Below are 20,623 nucleotides of genomic sequence, written 5' to 3'. Positions count from 1 at the left end.
AGTATGGGGCGGTTTTTGCGCTTATCCAGTGCTGTGCCGCTGCCGGGCGACGAGGTACCAGCAGGATTGCATCTGGTTCTACGAGCGCACCAAGTCGCACCGCAAGCGGCTGCGTCAGGAGTAGCCGCTGTTGTAGGCATGGTCTGATGCCCGGGTTTAAACGCGCGGCAAGCACACAGCGCTAAACCGGTGCATGCCGGCTGTTTAAACAACCCCCTCCAGCGCGCCATCTTGGCCCGCTATGTGCTTTGCCTCAGCTATCGATTACTGATCGATTGGTCAAACCTGCAAGTCGCTGGATTCGCTTGAGCGCGTAGGTTGTTTCTTGCAAATGCGTCTGTCGCCGAGTTGGGGCAGCGTTTACTGGAACCTGAGGCATGTCGCTCCCCGCAACCCCCGACCTGGACACCGCAGATGCCGGCTGGCGCGCCGAGCTGCGGCTGCGTTTCGTTCGGGGCGAGAGCAAGACCTGTATTGGTGCGCGGCGCCATTTCGGTCCTCTTTTGGTGCAGCGGCCGTTCTATCCCGAAGGCGCACCGTGCCACGTCTACGTGCTGCACCCGCCGGGTGGCGTGGTCGGCGGCGACAAACTGCTGCTCGATGTGCACCTGGAACCCGGCAGCCATGCGCTGCTGACCATGCCCGGAGCGACCAAGTTCTACCGCAGCGGCGGCCCGACCTCGATCCTCCAGCAGCATTTTTACCTGGACGAAAACAGCACGCTCGAATGGCTGCCCCAGGGCAACATCTGTTTTGCCGGCGCCCGCGTGCGCCTGGAAAACCGCTTTACCCTGGCGCCTGGCGCGCGCCTGCTGGCCTGGGAAACCCTGTGCCTGGGCCGCCCGGTGATGGCCGAGACCTTCAGTCACGGCGCCGTCGACAGTCGCCTGCACATCGAGCTGGCCGACGACCCGGGCCTGCACGAGCGTCTGCGCATCGACGGCGGGCAGCTCGACAAAGTCGCCGGCTTGCCGCTGCAAGCAACCTTTTGCGCCTATCCGGCCAGCAGCGAACTGCTTGAACAGAGCCGCGCCTTGCTTGAAGACCTGGGCGCTCCGGCCGGCGCGACCCTGCTTGGCCAGTTGCTGGTGGTACGCCTGCTCGATCACGACAACCAACGCCTGCAACTTACCCTGCAGCGGCTCTGGCACGCCTTGCGACCCGTCGTGGTCGGCCTGGCGCCATGCCCGCCGCGTATCTGGGCCACCTGAGAGAACGCCATGGAGCTGACCCCGCGAGAGAAAGACAAACTGCTGCTGTTCACCGCTGCACTGCTGGCCGAACGGCGCCTGGCCCGTGGCCTGCAGCTCAACTACCCGGAGGCGGTGGCCTTGATCAGCGCCACGGTGATGGAAGGCGCCCGCGACGGGCGCACCGTTGCCGAGCTGATGAACCTCGGCCGCGAGGTGCTGCGCCGTGACCAGGTGATGGCCGGGGTCAGCGAGATGATCGCCGATGTGCAGGTGGAAGCGACCTTTCCCGACGGCACCAAGCTGGTCACCGTCCATGACCCGATTGTCTAGGAGCACAGGATGATTCCCGGAGAAATACAGGTTGCCGACGGCGACATCGAACTCAACGCCGGCCTTGAGGTGATCAGCGTCACCGTCGCCAACCACGGCGACCGGCCGGTGCAGGTCGGCTCGCACTATCACTTTTTCGAGGTCAACAACGCCCTGGTGTTCGAGCGCGAGCCGACCCGAGGTTACCGCCTGGACATCGCCGCTGGCACCGCCGTGCGTTTCGAACCGGGCCAGGCGCGGACCGTCCCGCTGGTGCCGTACCGCGGCAAGCGCGAGGTCTACGGCTTTCAGGGCAAGGTCATGGGCAAGCTGGAGAATCAGGCATGAGCCGCATATCGCGCAGGGCCTATGCCGACATGTTCGGCCCGACAGTGGGCGATCGCGTACGCCTGGCCGACACCGAGCTGTGGGTCGAGGTCGAGAAGGACTTCACGATCTATGGCGAGGAGGTCAAGTTCGGCGGCGGCAAGGTCATCCGCGACGGCATGGGCCAGGGCCAGATGCTTGCCGCGCAGGCGCTGGACCTGGTGCTGACCAACGCGCTGATCATCGACCACTGGGGCATCGTCAAGGCCGACATCGGCATCAAGGACGGGCGCATCGTCGGTGTCGGCAAGGCTGGCAACCCCGATGTGCAACCGGGAGTGACCTTGCCAGTCGGGCCGGGCACCGAAGTGATCGCCGCCGAAGGCAAGATCGTCACCGCTGGCGGCATCGACTCGCACATCCACTTCATCTGCCCGCAGCAGGTCGAAGAGGCGCTGACCTCGGGCATTACCACCTTCATTGGCGGCGGCACCGGGCCTGCCACCGGCACCAATGCCACCACCTGCACCTCCGGGCCCTGGTACCTGGCGCGCATGCTCCAGGCCGCCGACCAATTGCCGATCAATATCGGCCTGCTGGGCAAAGGCAACGCCTCGCGGCCCGAAGCCTTGCGCGAGCAGATCGAAGCCGGCGCCGTGGGCCTCAAGCTGCACGAAGATTGGGGTTCGACCCCGGCAGCCATCGACTGCTGCCTGGGCGTGGCGCAAGAGCACGACGTGCAGGTGGCGATCCATACCGACACCCTCAACGAGTCGGGCTGTATCGAGGACACTCTGGCGGCGATTGGCGATCGCACCATCCATACCTTCCACACCGAAGGCGCCGGCGGTGGCCATGCGCCGGACATCATCCGCGCGGCGGCCTTTGCCAATGTGCTGCCGTCCTCGACCAACCCGACCTTGCCCTACACCCAGAACACCGTCGACGAGCACCTGGACATGCTCATGGTCTGCCATCACCTGGACCCGAGTATTGCCGAGGACGTGGCGTTTGCCGAGTCGCGTATCCGCCGCGAGACGATTGCCGCCGAAGACATCCTCCATGACCTGGGCGCGTTCTCGATGACTTCGTCCGACTCCCAGGCCATGGGCCGGGTCGGCGAAGTGGTGCTGCGCACCTGGCAGGTGGCGCACCAGATGAAACTACGCCGTGGCCCCTTGGCGCCGGATACCGCGCGCAGCGACAACTTCCGGGTCAAGCGCTACATCGCCAAGTACACCATCAACCCGGCGCTGACCCATGGCATCGCCCACGAAGTGGGCTCGGTGGAGGCCGGCAAACTCGCCGACCTGGTGCTCTGGGCGCCGGCGTTCTTCGGCGTCAAGCCTGCGCTGGTGATCAAGGGCGGGATGATCGCCATGGCGCCGATGGGCGATATCAACGGCTCGATCCCGACCCCGCAACCGGTGCACTACCGGCCGATGTTCGGCGCCCTCGGTGCCGCGCGCCACGCCACGCGCATGACCTTCCTGTCGCAGGCGGCGATCGCGCGTGGCGTGCACCGGCAACTGGGGCTGCAGAGCCTGATCGGCGAGGCCCGGGGCTGTCGCACAGTGCGCAAGGGCGACATGGTCCATAACGGCCTGTTGCCGATGATCGAGGTCGACTCGCAAACCTACGAGGTGCGCGCCGACGGTGAACTGCTGGTGTGCGAACCGGCCACGGTGTTGCCGATGGCCCAGCGTTATTTTCTGTTTTAAGGAGCGAAGATGATCCTGTTGACCCGTCGCCTGAGCGACGCCGCCACGGTAAGCGGCACCGTCACCCTCACTGTCGATACGCGGATCAAGAGCCGCGTGCGCGTCACCCTCGACGATGGCCGCGAGGCCGGCCTGATGCTCGAACGCGGGCAGTTGCTGCGCGGTGGCGAGCTGCTTGGCGAAGCGCAGGGCGGCGAGGTGATTCGCGTGCTGGCGGCGGCCGAGCAGGTGTCCAGCGTGCGCTGCGCCGATCCACTGTTGCTGACCCGCGCCGCCTATCACCTGGGCAACCGCCATGTGCCGCTGCAGATCGAGGCCGGCCTGCTGCGCTATCAGCACGACCATGTGCTGGATGAAATGGTCCGTGGCCTGGGCCTTGACGTAACGGTCGAGCAAGCACCGTTCGAGCCTGAAGCCGGGGCCTACCAGAGTGCCCCGCACAGCCATGCCCACAGTAACCACCTGTTCGTTCGCGTCGCTCACCACTGATTGTCGATAAGGAGATTGTCCCATGAAAAAACTCGTCACCCTCGCGTTGCTGCTGGTTGCGCTTCCGGCCTTTGCCCACCCCGGCCATGATGCCAATCCGCTGCAGGATGGTTTGCTGCACCCGCTGACCGGCCTCGATCACTTGCTCATGCTGCTTGGCACCGGGGTGCTCGCGGCGCTGACCGGGCGTACCCTGGCGCTGCCGTTGCTGACCCTCGGGGCGATGTTCGGCGGGGCGCTGATGGGCCATGTGTTCGGCGGTGTGATCGGCATGGAGCAGATGATCATCGGCTCGCTGCTGGTGGCCGCTGCCGCGCTGCTGCTGCCCAGCCGCCAGGTGCTGCTGGCCCTGGCCATGCCGCTGTTTGCCCTGTTCCACGGCTGGGCCCACGGCGTTGAAGCCAGCCCGGGTGCGTTCTGGGTGTTCAGCGCAGGTTTCGTCACGGTCAGTGGCCTGTTGCTGCTGGCAGGCTTTGCCGGGGGTTGCCTGCTGCGTCGGCACACCGGCCTGCAGAAAGTCTTCGGTGGCGGCTTGCTGGCCGGTGCCGCGCTGGTGCTGGCCGGCTGATGAGCAGCAACCTGAAGCTGCTGCGCCTGTTGCAGCTGGCAAGCCCCAGCCTGCCGGTAGGCGGCTTTACCTACTCGCAAGGCCTGGAGTGGGCGGTGGAGGCCGGCTGGGTGCAGGGCGCCGAAGGTTTTCGCGCCTGGCAACGCCAACAGATCGAGGACACCCTGTGCCACCTCGACTGGCCGCTGCTGGCGCGCTTGTACCAGGCTTGCCTGGCGGATGACGCCGAAGCCTTCGCGCGCTGGAGCCGGTTTTTGCTGGCCAACCGCGAAACCGCCGAACTGCGCCTGGAAGAACGCCAGCGCGGCATGGCCCTGACCCGTTTGCTCGACGGCTGGCAACTGGGCCAGGCACCCCAATGGCGCAGTTCGCTTGAGCTCAGCCAACTCGGCGGCATGGCCTGGCTGGGCGTGCACTGGGATATCCCCTTGGCTGACCTGGCCCTCGCGCACGGCTATGCCTGGCTCGAAGGCGCGGTGATGGCCGGGGTCAAGCTGGTGCCGTTCGGCCAGCAAGCAGCGCAGACCCTGTTGCGTGACCTGAGCGAAACCTTGCCCGCTGTGCTGGTAACTGCTCTGGCCCTGGACGATGACCAGCTTGGCGGCGGCCTGCCGCTGCTGGCGATTGCCTCGGCGCGCCACGAAACCCAATACACCCGATTGTTCCGCTCCTGAGGAAAGCCCCATGCAAAGTTATCAGCAACCCCTGCGCGTTGGTGTCGGCGGCCCGGTCGGTTCCGGCAAGACCGCGCTGCTTGAAGCGCTGTGCAAGGCCATGCGCGACCACTATGAAATCGCCGTGGTAACCAACGACATCTACACCAAGGAAGACCAGCGCATCCTCACCGAGGCCGGCGCCCTGGCCCCCGAGCGCATCGTCGGAGTGGAAACCGGCGGCTGCCCGCACACCGCGATCCGCGAAGATGCCTCGATGAACCTGGCGGCGGTGGAAGAGCTGGCGCGCAAATTCGGCAACCTCGAAGTGATCTTCGTCGAGAGCGGCGGCGACAACCTCAGCGCCACCTTCAGCCCGGAGCTGGCCGACCTCACTGTGTACGTGATCGATGTTGCCGAAGGCGAGAAGATCCCGCGCAAGGGCGGGCCGGGGATCACCAAGTCGGATTTCCTGGTGATCAACAAGATCGACCTGGCGCCTTATGTCGGCGCTTCGCTGGAGGTGATGGAAAAGGACACCTGGCGCATGCGTCCGGAACGGCCCTGGGCCTTTACCAACCTCAAGACCGGGCAGGGCTTGCAGCGGGTGATTGATTTCATTGTCGAGCGGGGGATGTTGAAAGTGTCGGTGTAGCCAAAAGCATCGCGGGGCCGCGCAATCCTGTGGGAGCGGCGGTGCGACGCCTCGACTTGCCCCGCGATCAATCTATCTGCGCCCCACAAAAGGCAACAACATCCCGACCTTGCGCTGATACTGCCGATACTGCTCGCCAAACAACTGCACCAGGTCCTTCTCCTCCAGCAGCGTGCCCATCAGGATGTACAAGGTACTCACCCCGGCAAACAGCAAGTGGCCAACCGTCATGTGCGGCGTCGCCCAGAAGCTCATGACAAAGCCCAGGTACAACGGGTGGCGCACCAGCCGGTACAGCCAGGGGGTCTTGAAGGCGCTGGCTTCGCCGGGGTGTGGGCGAAAGGCGTCGAACGCCTGCTTGAGGCCGAACAGTTCGAAGTGGCTGAGCAGGAAGGTGGCCAGCACCAGGATAATCCAGCCCAGCCAGTAGAGCGCCTCGATCAGCCCGCGGGCCGGTTGCGCCTGGACATCCCACAGGGTCAGGGGAATCGGTTGCCAGAGCACGAACAGCAGGCTCAGCGCCAGGCTGCTGAACAGCACATAGGTGGCCCGCTCGATGGGCGCCGGTACCCATTGCAGCCAGAACTGCTTGAAGCCCCTGCGCGCCATGCCGCTGTGCTGCAGGGCGAACAGGCTGATCAGCAGCACATTGATCGGCACCGCGAAGTACCAGGCGGTCGGCGGGCCGGAGTTGATGTCCTTGGGAACTTCCAGGGGCCCGATAAAGCCCACGAAGTACGCCAGCACCAGCATGGAGAACAGGTAACAGACCAGGCTATAGAGCAAGCCGAGGCATTTGCGCAGCAGGGGGATCTCGTCCATGAGGGGCTCCTTTGAGTCAGCACCTGAACGTCCTGCTCAGATGGGGTGTAACGGCTGAACCCTTAACCCTAGACCAGTACAACGGCTGCCAGACCCGGTGGGGCAATCAGCCGCAGCTCAACTTTGCCCGGCGAGCCTGCTAGAGTCGCGCCCCTTAACCAATCAATCCGGTGCAGGAGGCAGCTTTGATGATGTGCAGTCAGTGCGGTAACGACCACGGCGATGAACTGGGGGAACTTGCGTTTCGGCGCCCGGATGCGCTGTTCGCGCTAGCCGCCGAGGAACGCCAGAGCAAGGTCAGGGAAAGCAACGACTGGTGCGTGATCGCCGGCGAGCGGTTTTTTTTGCGGGCACTGTTGCCGCTGGCCGTGGCGCAAATCAACGATAGTTACTGCATCGGTATCTGGGTCGAACTGCAGCCGACGGATTTCGAGCGCGTCTGCGAGCTCTGGCGCGATGAGCACCAGGCCGCCGAGCCGCCTTTTGCCGTGCGCCTGGCCAACAGTATTCCGACCCTGGCAGAAACCCTGGGGCTTGAAGGCCGGTTGCAGTTGAGCGGCCCGACCTCGCGCCCCAGCGTGACCCTGGCCGCCAGCAGCCACCCATTGGCGGTGGAGCAGGCCAAGGGCATTTCCCTGCACCGCGCCCACGAGTACAGCCAGGTGTTTGCCTGACAGGCTCAGGCCTTGAGCGTGGCCATGTCGATGACGAAGCGGTACTTCACATCGCCGGCGATCATGCGGCTGAAGGCTTCGTTGATGTTACCGATATCGAGCATCTCGATGTCGCAGCTGATGCCGTGCTCGGCGCAGAACTCCAGCACTTCCTGGGTTTCGGCGATGCCGCCGATCAGCGAGCCGGCCAGCACCCGGCGCTTCATTACCAGGTTGGCGGCGTGCAGCGCCGGGTCGACCGGCTCGATCAGGCCGACGAGAATGTGTACGCCGTCGAACTTCAAGGTCTGCAGGTAGGGGTTGAGGTCGTGCTGGACCGGAATGGTGTCGAGAAGAAAATCGAAACGCTCGGCCGCGGCGCGCATCTGCGCCTCATCGGTGGACACGATCACGTGGTCAGCCCCCTGGCGCCGGGCTTCTTCGGCCTTGGCCGGCGAGCGGGTGAAGAGGGTGACTTCGGCGCCCATGGCCTTGGCGAATTTGATGCCCATATGGCCCAGGCCGCCCATGCCGAGAATGCCCACGCGGTCACCGGGCTTGACCCCGTAATGCTTGAGCGGTGAGTAGGTGGTGATGCCGGCACAGAGGATCGGCGCCGCGCTGGGCAAGTCCAGGCCTTGTGGAATGCGCACGACAAAGTGCTCGCTGACCACGATGCTGCTGGAGTAACCGCCCATGGTGTTGCTGCCGTCGACCCGGTCGGGGGTGGCGTAGGTCATGGTCGGGCCTTGCAGGCAGTATTGCTCCAGGTCCGCCTGGCAGGCTTCGCAGTGGCGGCAGGAGTCGACCATGCAGCCCACGCCCACCAGGTCACCGACCTGATAGCGGCTGACCTTGGCGCCGACGGCGGTGACCTTGCCGACGATCTCGTGGCCGGGCATCAGCGGATACACGGCGATGCCCCACTCGTTGCGGGCCTGGTGTATGTCGGAGTGGCACACGCCACAGTAGAGGATCTCGATCGCCACATCGTCGGCGCGCGGGCTGCGGCGCTGGAAGGTCATGGGCGCCAGGGGCGTGGTGGCGGACTGGGCGGCGTAACCGATGGCTGTGTACATAGGGCCTCAATAAACGGTGATCGGTGAAGGCTGCGCATTCTGCGCATCCAGCGTCGGCTCGCCTATCGTCATTCCTCCGCCAGTCATGCCTAAAACTCCGTACTTGGTCGCCGGACTCTGGCGCCTGGCCGCGAAGCTGCGATGATGTCAGTGTCCAATCCTCCGTGCGGTTTTTCATGCAGCTCACTCGCCACTCCGATGCCAACGCCACCCTCTGTACCCTGATCCGCTCCCTGGCGCTGCGCCCGGGTTTTGTCGACACGCCACTTGCCCAGGTGCAGGTGCTGTCGGCCAGTCACTACGTGGCCAGCAGCCCGCAGATTTACGAACCGAGCCTGATGATCCTCGCCCAGGGCAGCAAGCTGGCGCGCCTTGGGCCGCGTACCCTGGAATACGGCGCCGGGCATTACCTGGTGCAGGCGCTGTCGGTGCCGTTCATGTGCGAGACCTTCGCCACCGAGCAGGAGCCACTGCTGGGGGTGTCGGTGGCCATCGACCGCGGCGTGCTCGGGGAGCTGGTGCAGAGCATGGGCCTGGCGCCAGACCGGGCGATCACGGCGCAAACCCCGGAGTCGATGACCTCGGCGGCGCTGGATGAGGCCATGCGCGACAGCGTCGAGCGTTTGCTGCGCTGCCTGCTCGACCCGCTGGACTGCCAGGTAATGGGCCAGGCGCGGGTGCGGGAGGTGCTGTATGTGGCCTTGCGCGGGCCGCAGGCCGGGGTGTTGCGGGCACTGGTCGAGCAGCAGGGCCACTTTGCCCGCATCGCGGCGGCGCTCAGCTACTTGCGCGAGCACTATGCCGAACCGCTGAGCGTCGAAGCGCTGGCGGCGTGCGCGAACATGAGCGCCTCGACCTTTCACGAGCACTTCAAGCGCAGCACCTTGCTGTCGCCGATGCAGTACCTCAAGCGCCTGCGCTTGCTCAAGGCCCAGCAGATGCTGATCGGTGAGGGCATGGGCGTGGCCCAGGCGGCGCACCGGGTGGGCTACCAGAGCACCTCGCAGTTCAGCCGCGAGTACAAGCGCCATTTCCAGCGCAGCCCGGGGGAAGAACAGCCGTATCTGTGACCCGGCCTGGCTCTCGTCTGCTTACACATTGTGGTTTAAGGTGGGCACCTGCCTCTCATGACAGGGATCGATCATGAAACACCCGCTTTTGCAGCCCCTCGTTGTCGCGCTGTTGCTGGGCGCTGCCGTGCAAGCCCCGGCGGCGTTGCCCAGCGCGCCGTCGTATATCGACGATAGCCTGTATTCCCCGGCTGCCAAGCAGCGCATCCTGCCAGCGATGTTCGCCCAGACCCTGGCCAGCACCCGTTACCTGGCCAGGCCGGACAACCCGCTGATCACCCAGGCCGAGGCGAGCGAATTTCGCCAGACCAGCAACTACGACGAAACCCGTGCCTACATGACCCGCCTGGCCGCCGCCTCCGGGGGCAGCATCGTGCTCAACGACCTGCCGGAGAAAAGCGCCGAAGGCCACCCGATGCTGATGGCCATCGCTTCCCTTGAGGTCGACAAGTCGCCGGCCGGGCTCAACGAGTCGGGCAAGCCGACGATTTTCGTCGAAGCCCAGATTCACCCCGGCGAAGCCAATGGCAAGGACGCGATGTTCATGCTCCTGCGCGACATGACCACTGGCGACAAACCGCTGGCTGCGTTACTGGAGAAGGTCAACATCCTTTTCATTCCCACCGTCAATGTCGACGGCGACCTGCGCCGCAGCGCCTACGGGCGCATCAACCAGAACGGCCCGGATGAAACCGGCTGGCGGGTCAACGGCCTGAACTACAACCTCAACCGCGATTTCACCAAGCTCGACAGCGCCGAGATCCGCAACGTCGCCTGGGTGTTCAACACCTACCAGCTGAGCTTTTTTGCCGACACCCATTCCACCGACGGCGCCATGTACCCCTACGACAGCTCCTATTGCCACAACGGCAACGGCTGGTCGCCGGCCAGCAGCGCCTGGATCGACAAGGTCATGCGCGCACCGGTGTACCAGGCGCTGGAGGCCGACGGCCATGTGGTGCATGAATGCATCAGCCTCAACAGCAACCAGGACCCGACCCAGGGTTACTACCCGTACCGCACCGACTACGCGCGCTTTTCCAACCAGTACGGCGACATCCGCAACGTGCCGTCGATCCTCATCGAGCAGCACGCCTTGCACCCGTATCAAACCCAGGTGCTGGGCAACTACGTGATGCTCAAGAGCATGTTCCAGGTGATTGGCGATCAGGCCACGTCGCTTGGCGAAGCCATCCGCCAGGACCGCGAACGCCTCGAAGCCCAGGAGCAGGTGACCCTCACCTGGAAACCGGGCAAGGCCCAGAGCACCGCCTTTACTGTCGGTGACTACCGCTATGAGCAGTCGCCGATCACCGGTGCCAGGACCCTCGTCTGGAGCAACACGCCGAAGAAGCTCAGCGTGCCGGTGACGGGCAACACCGAGCCCGACCTGGTGGTCAAACGGCCTAAACAGTATGTGGTGCCGGGCCAGTGGCGCGAGGTGATTGCCCGGCTCAAGGCCCATGGCATCCACATGACCACCCTCGACAAGCCGACGCCGATTGCCGTCACCCTGTATCGCATGGACCAGGTAAAAGTGGCGGGGGGCTTCGAGCCCGATCGCACCCAGGTCAACCAGATCCCGGGCTACGAAGGGCGCTTGCTGGTCAGTGGCGTGGCCAAGCCGCTGGAGCGCTTGCAGACCTTCCCGGCCGGCTCGGTGGTGATCGATACCGACCAGCCGCTGGGCGTGCTGGCGGTCAATTTGCTGTACCCCGAAAGCCCCGACTCGTTCTGGGCCTGGGGCTTTTTCAATGCGACCCTGGTGGCGGCGGAAGAACCGGAGGAATACGTGATGGAGCCGATGGCGCGCAAGATGCTCGCCGAAAGCCCCGAGCTCAAGGCCGAGTTCGACAGCAAGCTCAAGGGTGACAAGGCCTTCGCCGCCAGCCCCAGCGCACGCTTGCACTGGTTCTACCAGCGTACGCCGTTCTATGACGTCAATGCCTTTGTCTATCCGGTGGGGGCGGTGTACTGAACCGGTATCGATCGGTCTGAAAACGGTATTGGTCATACGCAAAAACCGTGATCTATAAAGGCTCTGGTCTTCCCGCCCGAGCCTTTATGCATGACCACCCGCCGTCGTTCACTGATTGCCGCCAGCATGGCCCACGCCGTGCACGACGGCCTCACCGATGTCATCTACGTCTTGCTGCCGCTGTGGCAGGCGCAGTTTGCCCTGAGCTTCGCCCAGGTCGGCCTGCTGCGTGGCGCCTACGCCGGGATGATGGCTGGCCTGCAATTGCTGGCCAGCCGCGCGGCAAAACGCTGGGGCCGTGAGCGTCTGCTGGTCGGCGGCACCGCCCTGGCCGGGCTGGCCTACCTGGTGGCTGGCCAGGCCGGGGGCCTGGGTATGCTGCTGTTCGCCTTGTTGCTGGGCGGCCTCGGTGCCAGTACCCAGCACCCGCTGGCATCGTCGTTGGTCAGCGATAGTCATGAGGCCGGCGGCGAGGTCAAGGAGGCGCTGGCGCACTACAACTTTGCCGGTGATATCGGCAAGATGCTGGTGCCCGCCGGAGTCGGCCTGTTGCTGGTGGTGACCAGCTGGCAAACCAGCGTCACCGTGCTGGGCATCCTTGGCCTTGCGGCCGCTGCGCTGCTCTGGTGGCTGATCGCGCCGCAGCCGTCGGCGGCGCCGGGCGTGCGCAAAGCAGTGATTGCTGTTGGCAGCGACTCCGCCAGCGGCCTGGCCGCCTTGCTGCTCACCGGCACCCTCGACAGTGCGGTACGCATGGGCTTTCTCACCTTTCTGCCGTTTCTGCTGCAAGCCAAGGGCGCAGGCTCCGCCGGTATCGGCCTGGCGCTGATGCTGCTGTTCGTCGGCGGCGCCTTCGGCAAGCTGCTGTGCGGCTACCTGGGCGCACGTATCGGCATGATGAAAACCGTGTGGTGCACCGAGTCGCTCACTGCGCTGCTGATCGTGTCGATGCTGTACCTGCCGCTGACGCCGATGCTGGTGCTGTTGCCGCTGTTGGGCCTGGTGCTCAATGGCACCTCGTCGGTGCTCTACGGCGTGGTGCCGGAGCTGGCGGGGGCGGGCAGGCGCGACCAGGCCTTTGCCCTGTTCTACACCGGCACCATCGGCGGCGGCGCCCTGGCACCGGTGGTGTTTGGCGCTGTTGGCGATAGCGCCGGCATCACCACGGCGGTGATCAGCCTGGCGGCACTCCTGCTGCTGACCCTGCCGCTGTCCTGGTGGGTGGAGCGGCAACTGCATTGCGGCTTGCCTGGCAAATTTGGATCTAACTATAATGAATGAGATTCATTACCAGATAACTTTGCCCAGGCCGCCTCCATGTCCAGCGCTGACCCTTCGCTGCAACTCGCTGTTCACACGCTGTATGAGGCGCATCACCCGTGGCTGTGCGGCTGGCTGCGCAAGCGCCTGGGCTGCCGCGAGCATGCCGCGGACCTCGCCCAGGACACCTTCATCCGCGTCATGACCCAGCGCAAGGCCCCGGAATTGCGTGAGCCACGGGCCTACCTGAGCACCGTCGCGCGCAGCCTGATGATCGACCTGTTCCGCCGCCGCGCACTGGAGCAGGCCTACCTCGAAACCCTCGCCGCACGCCCGGAGCTGCTCGACATCTCGCCGGAAACCCGCGCCCTGGTGATCGAGACGCTGATGGAAATCGACGCCATGCTTGACGGTCTGGGGCGCAAGACCCGCGAGATCTTTCTCATGGCCCAGCTCGACGGCCTGAGCTACGTGGAAATCGCCCGGCGCCAGAACCTCGCGGTCAACACGGTGAAGAAACACGCCGTGCGCGCCCTGACCCATTGCCTGCTGCTGGCCGAGGACTGAGCGGTGAGCGCCCAGCGCCTGGATCGCGCCACCCTCGAAGCGGCCGCCCACTGGTTCGTCGAACTGCGCTGCGAAGCGCCAGACCCGGCTACCCGCCTTGCCCACCAACAGTGGCTGGCCGGTGATCCGCGCCACCGCCAGGCCTGGGAGCGCTTGCAGCGGGTACAAGGCACCTTTGCTCAGGTCAGTGCTGGCGTTGCCCGGCCGCTGCTGGCCAGCGCCCAGGCCAAGCGCCGCGAAGTGCTCAAGGTGCTGTCGCTGCTGCTGGCCGCGGGCGGGGCAGGGACCCTGGCCTGGCAGACCACGCCGTTGCCGGCCTTGATCGCCGACCAGCGCACCGGCACCGGCGAGCGGCGCAGCATAGGCCTGCAGGATGGCAGCCAGTTGCACCTGAACACCGCTACCGCGGTGGATATTCACTACAGCGGGCAGCTGCGCGAACTGCGCCTGCTCAGCGGCGAGATCCTCATCGAAACGGCAAAAGATGCCCTGGCCCGGCCCTTCATCGTGCATACCGGCGAAGGCAGCATTCGCGCGCTGGGCACGCGTTTTATCGTACGCCGCGACGCCGGGCGCACCCGGGTGAGCGTGCAGGAGCATGCCGTGCAAGTGCGTTGCAGCGCTGATCTGCTCACCCCCGTGCGGGTCGAGGCCGGCCAGCAACTGAGCTTTGAGCGCGCCAGCATCAGCCCGTTGCAGCCCGCCAACCCCGAGGCCGACGCCTGGCTGCGCGACCTGCTGGTGGTGCACGACTGGCGCCTGGACGACTTTATCAACGAATTGCAGCGCTACCGCCCCGGGCACCTGGGGTGCCACCCGGCGGTGGCCGGCCTGAGAATTTCCGGGGCCTTCCAGTTGGCCAACAGCGACCCTATTCTCGCCAACCTGAGCAGCACCTTGCCGGTGCGTATTCGCCAGTTCAGCCGCTACTGGGTCAGGGTCGAAGCGGCCTGAAACGCAGCAGAAAATTATTTTCACAAGGGGGGTGTTGATTCAGATTCTCATTCGACTTGTAGGTAGAGGCGCCTCAGACGCCACCACCACTGCCAACGGGCGAAAGGAAACTGCATGTCCCTTTGTAATCCACACTCCACGCGCAACCTGCGCACACTCACCCCTTTGCGCCGTGCCATTGAGGCCGCGCTGTTCGGCTCGGCCCTGGCAGGCGCCGGCGCCAGCCTGATGGCCGCTGCGCCGGCCTGGGCCGAGACCCGCGTCGAAAGCCAGTTCGACATTCCCGCCGGCTCCCTGGAGTCGGCGCTGACCCGCTTTGCCGCCAGCGCCGGGGTCACCGTGTCGTTCCAGCCGGCCGATACCCGTGGCCTGCAATCGCCAGGCTTGCATGGCCGCTACAGCGTCGAGGCCGGCTTGCGCCAGCTGCTGGCCGGCAGCAACCTGCAACTGCTGCGCCAGGACAGCGGTAGCTACTCGCTGCTGCCAGGGGCGGGCGATGACGCCAGCGTGCAGCTGGACGCCACCGCCATCAACGGCAAGGCGGTCGAGTCGGCCTACGGGCCGGTCGATGGTTATGTCGCCACCCGCAGCGCCACCGGCACCAAGACCGACACGCCGATCCTGGAAATCCCCCAGGCGGTCAACGTGGTCACCGCCGCCCAGGTCGAAACCCAGGGCGCGCGCAATCTCACCCAGGCCCTGCGCTACACCCCGGGCCTGAGCGTCAACGGCTTTACCGACCGCAACAACATTGCCGACGAGATCACCAGCCGCGGCTTCGCCCCGACCCCGCTGTACCTGGACGGTGCCTACCTGCCGTACGCCGGAAGCCTGGGCGGTGCGCCGCAGATCGACCCCTACACCCTCGAACGCATCGAAGTGCTCAAGGGCCCGTCGTCGGTGCTGTATGGCCAGAACCAGCCGGGCGGTATCGTCAACATGGTCTCCAAACGCCCGACCCGCGAACAGCGCAACCAGGTCAAGTTCGGCCTGGGCAGCTACAGCCGGGTCAATGGCGCGATTGATCTGAGCGGCCCGATGGATGAAGCCGGGACCCTCAGCTACCGCCTGGTGGGCGTGGCGAAAAAGGGCAACGACCAGCTCGACCACACCAACAGCCAGCGCATGCTGCTGGCGCCGAGCCTGACCTGGGCGCCTAACGAAGACACCGCGCTGACCCTGTATGCCCAGCTGCAGCGCGATGACGGCCTGGCCGATTACCAGGCCTTGCCGAAAATCGGCTCGCTCGACCGCGGCCCCGATGGCCAGCGCATCGACCGCGATGCGTTTCTCGGCGACTCCCATTACAACGACTACCGGCGCGACCAGTTTGTGCTCGGCTACGACTTCAGCCATGCCTTCAGCGACGACTTGAAGTACCGCCAGACCGCGCGCTACATCGACATCCGCGACCGCTACAAGGGTTTCTACCTGCGCGGCTTCGTCAGCGATGCCGACACCGGCGTGCTCGACCAGACCCACGCCACCCGCACCAAGCTCGACTGGCGCCAGCACAACACCGCCTACACCATCGATAACAACCTGGAGTACAAGTTCGCCACCGGCCGCCTGCAGCACACCACCCTGGTGGGCCTCGACTACCGCCGCTTCAACCGCAAGTACACCGGCTACAATGCCTATGGCGTGGCCCCGGTCGACCTGTACAACCCGAGCAACTACCCCACCGACGACGTGGTGCCGCAGCTGACCACCCAATGGGACAACACCATCGGCCAGACCGGCCTGTATGTGCAGGACCAGATCAGGCTCGACCAGTGGATCATCACCGTCGGCGGGCGCCAGGACTGGGCCAAGGTCGAAAACAAGGACCTGCTGGCGCGGACCATCACCGAGCAGAACGACCAGAAATTCACCGGCCGGGTAGGGCTGACCTACGTCACCGAGTTCGGCCTGGCGCCTTACATCAGCTATTCGCAGTCGTTCCTGCCGACCATCGGCACCAGCGCCCCGCAGCGCGGCGCCAAGGCCTTTGAGCCGACCGAGGGCGAGCAGTATGAAATCGGCGTCAAGTACCAGCCGCTGGACAAGACCCTGATCACCGCCTCGCTGTTCGAGCTGACCCAGAAGAACGTCAAGACCGGCGACAAGCTCTACCCTGAGTACGAAAGCCAGGACGGCGAAGTGCGCTCGCGCGGTGTCGAGCTCGAGCTCAAGACCCGCCTCGACAACCTCGACGTGCTGGCGGCGGCCACCTACATCGACTCGTTCTACACCAAGAGCAACTATGGCGATAAGGGCAACCGTTCCGAGGCGCAAGCGCCGGTGTCGGCTACCCTGTGGGCCGACTACCACTTCACCCAGGCTGCGCTCAACGGCCTGACCGTCGGTGCCGGCGCGCGCTACACCGGGCGCAAGCCGGGGGATTCGGCCAACGCCTTCGACGTGCCGGCGTTCGTCGTTTACGACACCACTATCCGCTACGACCTGGGCAAACTCGACCCAAGCCTGCGCGGGCTGCAGACCAGCCTGAACGTGCAGAACCTGTTTGACCGCGAGTATGTCTCGGACTGCAACTATTCCTTTGGCTGCTACTACGGGCAGGAGCGGGCGGCATCGCTTGAGATGACCTACGACTGGTGATCTGAGCCGGCCTCACTGGCGATGGGCCGCATAGCGGCCCTGGGCTGGACGCTCTTGCACCCCTGTGTCACTGTCGGCGCCACCGTTCGGCAGCAAACAGGGTTGGCCAATGCTCAGCAGTACCCAGTTCAAGGCGTTCAATCGTTGTGTCCTGCAACTGGCGAGCTTGGCCCGCGAGGGTGGCGGCTCGCATTTCATCGCCGAGGGCCTGCAGGCGTTTCGCGCAATAGTGCCGTTTGCCTCGGCCTGGTGGGGCGAGATGTCTGGGGCTGGCGCAACCGCTGCGCCGCAAAGCTGGATGCACGGGCGCATCGACCTGCCGCCGGCCTTTGCCCGCGAATGGAGCGAGGTTGCCGGCATCGACTGTTTCGCCCACACCACCCTGGCGCGGCCAGGGCAGGTGGTGCGCGACAGCGAGTTCACCGACCCCAACGAGGCGGTCAATGTCTTCGCCCGCCGCTACGACCTCTATCACCTGATGTGCATTACCTTCGAGCTGCCACAGAGCGGCCTGAACTTTTACGTTTGCCTGTACCGCGGCGAGCACGACGCTGCCTTTTGCGAAAGCGAAGACGGCTTGTTCGCCGCCTTCTGCGAGCAGCTGCTGCAACTGTGGCGCTTCCAGGTGCAGGACATGATCCGTCTCGATACCGGCAACGCGGCTGCCGATTTCGCCATTGCCCGTCTCGATGGCAGCTTGCTGTATGTGGGCGCGCGGGTGTGCGCGGCAATCGAGCAGGCGCTGCCGGGCTGGAGCGGCTCGTTGCTGCCGCCCCAGGTGTGCGCGCAACTGGCCAGGGCGCCGTGCGTGATGCGCCTCGGGCGCAGCAGCCTGACCCTCAGCGCCAATGGCGAGCATGTGATTGTGTCGCTGGAAGCACCCGCGGCAGGGGTGCTGCTGGCGCCTCGCGAGCGCACCGCAGCCATGCTGTTTGCCGCCGGGCACTCCTACAAGGAAATCGCCCGGATGCTGTCCTTGAGTCCGGCGACGGTGCGCACCTACCTGCGCAATTGCTACGTGCAACTGGGGGTCAAGAGCAAGGTGGAGCTGGGTGCGGCGTTGCGCCTGTCGATGCCGGTGGCGGAAAAAACCGCCTGACCCTCCTCATTTGCAGAGGTCCATTGCCGCGCTGCGCGCTATAGGGTGTCACCAGCCCTATAACAACAAGAGAGCGCTGCAATGCAACGATTGATCCCCACGCTGTTGGCCACTGCCCTGGCCTGTGCTTCGCTGCCTGCCCTGGCCGCCGCCGACCTGGTGCTGTTCAACGGCAAGGTCTACACCGGCGAACCCGGCCAGGGCCTGATGCAGGCGGTTGCGGTCAAGGATGGCAAGGTCCTGCAAGTGGGTAGCGATACGCAGATCCAGGCCCTGGCCGACGCCCACACGCAACGCATCGACCTGGCCGGCAAGGTGCTGATGCCCGGCATGATCGACAGCCACAGCCACCCGGTGGTGGCGGCCTACGACAGCCTCGGCGCCAACCTGCAGGATGAGGTCAAGCCGCTGCCCGCGCTTGAGCAGTGGATCCTTGCCGAGGTCGAACAAGGCCGTGGCAAGGCTGGCGATGTGATCAGTGTCGCCGGGGCGAGTTCGGCCTACTGGGACAACAGTGGCGAACTTGGCCAGTTGTTCAACCAGGGCCGCTGGGCCACTCAGCCGCTGGTGCTCAGTGGCATCGACGGCCATACCGGTTGGGCCAACCAGGCCATGCTCAAGCGTATGCAGATCGACGCGGCGTGGGTCAAAAGCCTGTCCGAGCAAGACCGCAGCTATGTCGGCCACGAGGCCGACTTCAGCCCCAACGGCTACTTCGCCGAAGCGCGCTGGGACCAGGTCCGCAGCCAGATCCCCGCAGCCAGCCAGGAGGTGATGCTCAAGGCCGCACGCGAGGCGGTCAGGGTCAACAACCAGTATGGCGTCACCGCCTGGATGGATGCCGCAGCCAATGCCGGCAGCGGCGATTCGCTATTCGATTTCAAGGCCACGGCGCAAACCGTTGGCGTGCTGCCGCTGTACCGGGCGCTGGCCGAGCGCGGTGAGCTCAATGCCCATGTCGCGGCGCTGATGATCACCAACCCCAAGAGCCGGCCGGCCGACCTTGAGGTGCTGGCCCAGGTCGTGAAGCAGTTCGAGGGGGTGCCCAACCTGAGTTTCCCGGGCATCAAGGTGTTTGTCGATGGCGTGCTCGAATATCCGGGGCAGTCGGCGGCGGTCATCACCCCGTACAGCAACAGCCACAAGAACGGCCAGTTGTTGATCGAGCCGCAGCATTTCGGCGAGCTGGTGGCCGCGGCCGAGCAGCGCGACTGGATTGTGCACATGCATGCGGTCGGTGACCGGGCGGTGCGCGAATCGCTCAATGGCGTGGCCTATGCACGCACGCTGCAAGGCAAGCCGCTGGCGCACAGCATCAGCCATCTGCAGATGGTCGACCCCAAGGACTTTGCGCGCTTCAAGCAACTGGGGGTGATCGCCTCCATGCAGATGCTCTGGGCGACCGCTGAAAACTACACCGTCGAGCTGGTCAAACCCTACGTCAGTGCCCAGGGCTACGCCTTTCAATACCCGGCGCACTCGTTGCAACAGGCCGGTGCGCTGATCGCCGGCGCCAGCGACTGGCCGGTGTCCAGCCCCAACCCGTGGAATGCCATTGCCCAGGCCATGACCCGCAAGGGCCCGCTGGGTGTGCTCAATGCCAAGGAACGTGTCGACCGCCAGGTCATGTTCCAGGCCTACACCCTCAACGCCGCCAAGGCCCTGCGCCTGGAACGGCAGATCGGCTCGCTAGCGCCCGGCAAGCAGGCCGACCTGATCGTGCTCGATCGCGATGTGTTCAAGGTCAGCGCCCAGGAGCTGTTCGACACCAGGGTGCTCAAGACCTACTTCGCCGGCAAGCAGGTGTACGCCAGCGAGTCCTGACAGCGCCGTTACCCGCACACGCATAACAACAAGGGTCTGGTATGAACACACGCTTGCTCATTGCTTTCGCCTGCCTGGCGCCGCTGACGGCCCAGGCATTGACACTCAACGATTCCTTCAGCCTCGACATGAGCCTGGCCGCGACCAGCGACTACCGCTCCCGGGGCATCTCGCAAAGCCTCGGCGACCCGGCGCTGCAGGCCGGCGCCACGCTGATGCACAGCAGCGGCCTGTACCTGGGCGCCTGGACTTCGACGGTGGATTACGGCTTCGACTACAAGACCCGCCAGGAAATCGAGTACTACGCCGGCTGGTACTGGCAGGCCAGCGATGCCATCAGCCTGGATATTGGCTACCTCAAATACAGCTACCCCAAGGAAGGCCAGTTCAACATGAGCGAGGTCTACGCCATCCTTGACCTCTATGGGCTCAAGCTGGGCGCCTATTACTCAAGCGATGCGCCCAACGCCTTTGGCAAGGACCAGGACACCCTGTACAGCTATGTTGCCTACAGCTTCGCCTTGCCGGCCGAGGTCGGCCTGGAACTGCGGGCAGGGCGCAACGATGTCAAGGACCCGGCGTTCTGGTCGGCCAGTGGCGATGACCGCAATGCGTACTATGAGTGGGAGGCAAAGCTGAGTCGCGAGTTTGTCGGCGTGACCTGGGGCTTGAGTTACATCGACACCGACCTGTCCAAAAGCGAGTGCAGCAATTGGTATGGCTATGACGACCTGTGCTCGGCGACTGTGGTGGTAAGTGCCAGCAAGGCGTTCTGAGCCGGCATCAATCCAATGCTGAAGG

General features: G+C 65.0%; 20 protein-coding genes. 18 read left to right on the top strand and 2 right to left on the bottom strand.

Annotated features, from left to right (window positions below; all coding sequences use genetic code 11):
- The first annotated feature begins 377 nt into the window (after positions 1–377).
- The 8 genes from JYG36_RS15435 to ureG are packed head-to-tail and all read left to right on the top strand — an operon-like array spanning position 378 to position 5,915.
- Positions 378–1,211, top strand: coding sequence for an urease accessory protein UreD (locus JYG36_RS15435; RefSeq protein ID WP_093383524.1), 834 nt, complete (start codon positions 378–380; stop codon positions 1,209–1,211).
- A 9-nt stretch (positions 1,212–1,220) separates the two neighbouring features.
- Positions 1,221–1,523 (top strand): urease subunit gamma, encoded by a 303-nt coding sequence (locus JYG36_RS15430; protein WP_093383521.1) that lies wholly within the window; start codon positions 1,221–1,223, stop codon positions 1,521–1,523.
- Positions 1,524–1,532: 9 nt separating this feature from the next.
- Entirely contained in the window at positions 1,533–1,850 is a 318-nt protein-coding gene (locus JYG36_RS15425; protein WP_045198635.1) for an urease subunit beta, read from the top strand.
- The gene (ureC, locus tag JYG36_RS15420; protein ID WP_045198637.1) at positions 1,847–3,550 is read left to right on the top strand and encodes an urease subunit alpha; all 1,704 of its coding nucleotides are present in this window, start codon (positions 1,847–1,849) and stop codon (positions 3,548–3,550) included. Before JYG36_RS15425 ends, ureC begins: the two co-directional genes overlap by 4 nt.
- Before the next feature lie 9 nt (positions 3,551–3,559).
- Positions 3,560–4,039, top strand: a complete 480-nt coding sequence (gene ureE / locus JYG36_RS15415) for an urease accessory protein UreE (RefSeq protein ID WP_093383518.1) — start codon at positions 3,560–3,562, stop codon at positions 4,037–4,039.
- A 22-nt stretch (positions 4,040–4,061) separates the two neighbouring features.
- Positions 4,062–4,607 carry a HupE/UreJ family protein gene (locus tag JYG36_RS15410; RefSeq protein ID WP_093383515.1) on the top strand — a complete coding sequence of 182 codons (546 nt, stop codon included), beginning with the start codon at positions 4,062–4,064 and terminating at the stop codon, positions 4,605–4,607.
- Positions 4,607–5,281, top strand: a complete 675-nt coding sequence (locus JYG36_RS15405) for an urease accessory protein UreF (protein WP_213601485.1) — start codon at positions 4,607–4,609, stop codon at positions 5,279–5,281. The genes JYG36_RS15410 and JYG36_RS15405 overlap by 1 nt, the downstream gene beginning before the upstream one ends.
- 10 nt (positions 5,282–5,291) lie before the next feature.
- The gene (gene ureG, locus JYG36_RS15400) at positions 5,292–5,915 is read left to right on the top strand and encodes an urease accessory protein UreG (RefSeq protein WP_045198646.1); all 624 of its coding nucleotides are present in this window, start codon (positions 5,292–5,294) and stop codon (positions 5,913–5,915) included.
- Positions 5,916–5,987: 72 nt separating this feature from the next.
- On the opposite strand, the gene mddA is transcribed toward ureG, so the two are convergent.
- On the bottom strand, positions 5,988–6,737 hold the full coding sequence (gene mddA / locus JYG36_RS15395) for a methanethiol S-methyltransferase (RefSeq protein WP_213601483.1): 750 nt from the start codon (positions 6,735–6,737) through the stop codon (positions 5,988–5,990).
- A gap of 188 nt (positions 6,738–6,925) precedes the next feature.
- On the opposite strand from mddA, the gene JYG36_RS15390 reads away from it, so the two are divergent.
- Complete coding sequence (locus tag JYG36_RS15390; RefSeq protein ID WP_213601481.1) at positions 6,926–7,411, top strand: DUF2199 domain-containing protein; 486 nt, start codon at positions 6,926–6,928, stop codon at positions 7,409–7,411.
- A 5-nt stretch (positions 7,412–7,416) separates the two neighbouring features.
- Here the strand turns inward: JYG36_RS15390 and JYG36_RS15385 are convergent, their stop codons facing one another.
- Positions 7,417–8,469, bottom strand: a complete 1,053-nt coding sequence (locus tag JYG36_RS15385; protein WP_045198652.1) for an NAD(P)-dependent alcohol dehydrogenase — start codon at positions 8,467–8,469, stop codon at positions 7,417–7,419.
- 176 nt (positions 8,470–8,645) lie between these two features.
- Here JYG36_RS15385 and JYG36_RS15380 point away from each other — a divergent pair, with 176 nt between their 5' ends.
- From JYG36_RS15380 to JYG36_RS15340, 9 genes are all read left to right on the top strand, one after another.
- Entirely contained in the window at positions 8,646–9,539 is an 894-nt protein-coding gene (locus JYG36_RS15380; RefSeq protein WP_045198654.1) for an AraC family transcriptional regulator, read from the top strand.
- A gap of 73 nt (positions 9,540–9,612) precedes the next feature.
- Positions 9,613–11,517, top strand: a complete 1,905-nt coding sequence (locus JYG36_RS15375) for a M14 family metallopeptidase (protein ID WP_093383489.1) — start codon at positions 9,613–9,615, stop codon at positions 11,515–11,517.
- Positions 11,518–11,607: 90 nt separating this feature from the next.
- The gene (locus tag JYG36_RS15370; protein WP_213601478.1) at positions 11,608–12,798 is read left to right on the top strand and encodes an MFS transporter; all 1,191 of its coding nucleotides are present in this window, start codon (positions 11,608–11,610) and stop codon (positions 12,796–12,798) included.
- 36 nt (positions 12,799–12,834) lie between these two features.
- On the top strand, positions 12,835–13,344 hold the full coding sequence (locus JYG36_RS15365) for a sigma-70 family RNA polymerase sigma factor (RefSeq protein WP_045198658.1): 510 nt from the start codon (positions 12,835–12,837) through the stop codon (positions 13,342–13,344).
- Between the two features lie 3 nt (positions 13,345–13,347).
- Positions 13,348–14,298: a FecR domain-containing protein gene (locus tag JYG36_RS15360; RefSeq protein WP_045198659.1), complete on the top strand. Its 951-nt coding sequence runs from the start codon at positions 13,348–13,350 to the stop codon at positions 14,296–14,298.
- Positions 14,299–14,412: 114 nt separating this feature from the next.
- Positions 14,413–16,899 carry a TonB-dependent siderophore receptor gene (locus JYG36_RS15355; RefSeq protein ID WP_213601476.1) on the top strand — a complete coding sequence of 829 codons (2,487 nt, stop codon included), beginning with the start codon at positions 14,413–14,415 and terminating at the stop codon, positions 16,897–16,899.
- Positions 16,900–17,008: 109 nt separating this feature from the next.
- On the top strand, positions 17,009–17,998 hold the full coding sequence (locus JYG36_RS15350; RefSeq protein ID WP_213601474.1) for a helix-turn-helix transcriptional regulator: 990 nt from the start codon (positions 17,009–17,011) through the stop codon (positions 17,996–17,998).
- An 81-nt stretch (positions 17,999–18,079) separates the two neighbouring features.
- Positions 18,080–19,822, top strand: coding sequence for an amidohydrolase (locus JYG36_RS15345; protein ID WP_213601472.1), 1,743 nt, complete (start codon positions 18,080–18,082; stop codon positions 19,820–19,822).
- Positions 19,823–19,863: 41 nt separating this feature from the next.
- Positions 19,864–20,598, top strand: coding sequence for a TorF family putative porin (locus JYG36_RS15340; protein ID WP_045198667.1), 735 nt, complete (start codon positions 19,864–19,866; stop codon positions 20,596–20,598).
- Positions 20,599–20,623: the final 25 nt, after the last annotated feature.

This window comes from Pseudomonas sp. SORT22, assembly GCF_018417635.1.
GTDB lineage: Bacteria > Pseudomonadota > Gammaproteobacteria > Pseudomonadales > Pseudomonadaceae > Aquipseudomonas.
Note: the sequence above shows the minus strand (reverse complement) of the source record. Positions and strands in the feature narration are given on the sequence as shown.

What these genes read in the sequence shown, in the direction of transcription:
- JYG36_RS15435 (WP_093383524.1), top strand. Translation starts at nt 378, where the DNA reads ATGTCGCTCCCCGCAACCCCCGACCTGGACACCGCAGATGCCGGCTGG.
- JYG36_RS15430 (WP_093383521.1), top strand. Translation starts at nt 1,221, where the DNA reads ATGGAGCTGACCCCGCGAGAGAAAGACAAACTGCTGCTGTTCACCGCT.
- JYG36_RS15425 (WP_045198635.1), top strand. Translation starts at nt 1,533, where the DNA reads ATGATTCCCGGAGAAATACAGGTTGCCGACGGCGACATCGAACTCAAC.
- ureC (WP_045198637.1), top strand. Translation starts at nt 1,847, where the DNA reads ATGAGCCGCATATCGCGCAGGGCCTATGCCGACATGTTCGGCCCGACA.
- ureE (WP_093383518.1), top strand. Translation starts at nt 3,560, where the DNA reads ATGATCCTGTTGACCCGTCGCCTGAGCGACGCCGCCACGGTAAGCGGC.
- JYG36_RS15410 (WP_093383515.1), top strand. Translation starts at nt 4,062, where the DNA reads ATGAAAAAACTCGTCACCCTCGCGTTGCTGCTGGTTGCGCTTCCGGCC.
- JYG36_RS15405 (WP_213601485.1), top strand. Translation starts at nt 4,607, where the DNA reads ATGAGCAGCAACCTGAAGCTGCTGCGCCTGTTGCAGCTGGCAAGCCCC.
- ureG (WP_045198646.1), top strand. Translation starts at nt 5,292, where the DNA reads ATGCAAAGTTATCAGCAACCCCTGCGCGTTGGTGTCGGCGGCCCGGTC.
- mddA (WP_213601483.1), bottom strand. Translation starts at nt 6,737, where the DNA reads ATGGACGAGATCCCCCTGCTGCGCAAATGCCTCGGCTTGCTCTATAGC.
- JYG36_RS15390 (WP_213601481.1), top strand. Translation starts at nt 6,926, where the DNA reads ATGATGTGCAGTCAGTGCGGTAACGACCACGGCGATGAACTGGGGGAA.
- JYG36_RS15385 (WP_045198652.1), bottom strand. Translation starts at nt 8,469, where the DNA reads ATGTACACAGCCATCGGTTACGCCGCCCAGTCCGCCACCACGCCCCTG.
- JYG36_RS15380 (WP_045198654.1), top strand. Translation starts at nt 8,646, where the DNA reads ATGCAGCTCACTCGCCACTCCGATGCCAACGCCACCCTCTGTACCCTG.
- JYG36_RS15375 (WP_093383489.1), top strand. Translation starts at nt 9,613, where the DNA reads ATGAAACACCCGCTTTTGCAGCCCCTCGTTGTCGCGCTGTTGCTGGGC.
- JYG36_RS15370 (WP_213601478.1), top strand. Translation starts at nt 11,608, where the DNA reads ATGACCACCCGCCGTCGTTCACTGATTGCCGCCAGCATGGCCCACGCC.
- JYG36_RS15365 (WP_045198658.1), top strand. Translation starts at nt 12,835, where the DNA reads ATGTCCAGCGCTGACCCTTCGCTGCAACTCGCTGTTCACACGCTGTAT.
- JYG36_RS15355 (WP_213601476.1), top strand. Translation starts at nt 14,413, where the DNA reads ATGTCCCTTTGTAATCCACACTCCACGCGCAACCTGCGCACACTCACC.
- JYG36_RS15350 (WP_213601474.1), top strand. Translation starts at nt 17,009, where the DNA reads ATGCTCAGCAGTACCCAGTTCAAGGCGTTCAATCGTTGTGTCCTGCAA.
- JYG36_RS15345 (WP_213601472.1), top strand. Translation starts at nt 18,080, where the DNA reads ATGCAACGATTGATCCCCACGCTGTTGGCCACTGCCCTGGCCTGTGCT.
- JYG36_RS15340 (WP_045198667.1), top strand. Translation starts at nt 19,864, where the DNA reads ATGAACACACGCTTGCTCATTGCTTTCGCCTGCCTGGCGCCGCTGACG.